This is a genomic window from Mycobacterium sp. E2479, from assembly GCF_001667925.1.
In the GTDB taxonomy this organism is placed as follows: domain Bacteria; phylum Actinomycetota; class Actinomycetes; order Mycobacteriales; family Mycobacteriaceae; genus Mycobacterium.
Genome location: NZ_LZJR01000070.1, coordinates 1 through 1,101, shown reverse-complemented (window position 1 = coordinate 1,101; position 1,101 = coordinate 1). Strand labels below are relative to the sequence as shown.

The 1,101-nt window shown below is 61.0% G+C and carries 2 protein-coding genes; one reads left to right on the top strand and one right to left on the bottom strand.

Annotated features, from left to right (window positions below):
- A partial coding sequence (locus tag A5686_RS08785) for a cyclopropane mycolic acid synthase family methyltransferase (RefSeq protein ID WP_156750009.1) occupies positions 1 to 857 on the top strand: 857 nt, incomplete at its 5' end.
- Between the two features lie 60 nt (positions 858 to 917).
- Here the strand turns inward: A5686_RS08785 and A5686_RS08780 are convergent.
- Positions 918 to 1,101 (bottom strand): class I SAM-dependent methyltransferase (locus A5686_RS08780; RefSeq protein WP_197520452.1); only part of this gene is annotated, 184 nt, incomplete at its 5' end.

Below are 1,101 nucleotides of genomic sequence, written 5' to 3'. Positions count from 1 at the left end.
TGCAGCTCACGCCGCATTTTGGAAATGTGCAAGCTCATTACGACTTGTCCGACGACTTCTTCCGACTGTTCCTGGATCCCACCCAGACCTACAGCTGCGCGTACTTCGAGCGTGATGACATGACGCTCGAAGAAGCGCAGATTGCGAAGTTCGACCTGGCATTGGGAAAGCTGAACCTCGAGCCTGGGATGACTCTGCTGGACATCGGCTGCGGCTGGGGGGCCACCCTGCGGCGAGCCGTCGAGAAATACGACGTGAACGTCGTCGGCCTGACGCTCTCGGAGAACCAGGCCGAGCACGTGCAGAAGTCGTTCGATCAGATGGACACCACCCGCAGCAGGCGGGTGCTGCTGGAGGGCTGGGAAAAGTTCCACGAGCCGGTGGACCGGATCGTGTCGATCGGCGCGTTTGAGCACTTCGGTCGCCAGCGCTACGGCCGCTTCTTCAAGATGGCCTACCAAGCGCTGCCGCCAGGCGGAGTGATGTTGCTGCACACCATCGTTCGGCCGTCGTTCAGGGATGCCCGCGCCAGGGGCATGAAACTGACCCACGAGATCGTCCAGTTCTCGCAATTCATCCTGGCCGAGATCTTTCCCGGCGGCTGGCTGCCGACCCCGCAGACCGTCGGCGAATACGGGGTCACGGCGGGCTTCGACCTGACCCGGGTCCAGTCGCTGCAGTTGCACTACGCCAGGACACTGGATCTATGGGCCGAGGCGCTCGAGGCGAATCGCGAGCAGGCGTTGGCCATCCAGTCTCAGGAGGTCTACGACCGCTACATGAAGTACCTCACCGGCTGCGCGAAGCTGTTCCGGGAGGGCTACACCGACGTCAACCAGTTCACGTTGGAGAAGTGACCGGCTCACCATAGGCACTCAGCCCCAACGGATCACCGTTGTGCGCTGAAATGCTGTGAGCTACTTGACCAACGTGAATTGCCCCACGTTGCTGATGCCCTTGCGGAAGAAGTTCTCGCACCCGGTCAGATAGTGCATGTACTTGTCGTAGATCTCCTGGGACTGGAGAGCGATCGCCTTCTCCTTGTTGGCTTCCAGATTCGCCGCCCAGATGTTGAGGGTCCGCGCGTAATGCTCCTGCAGC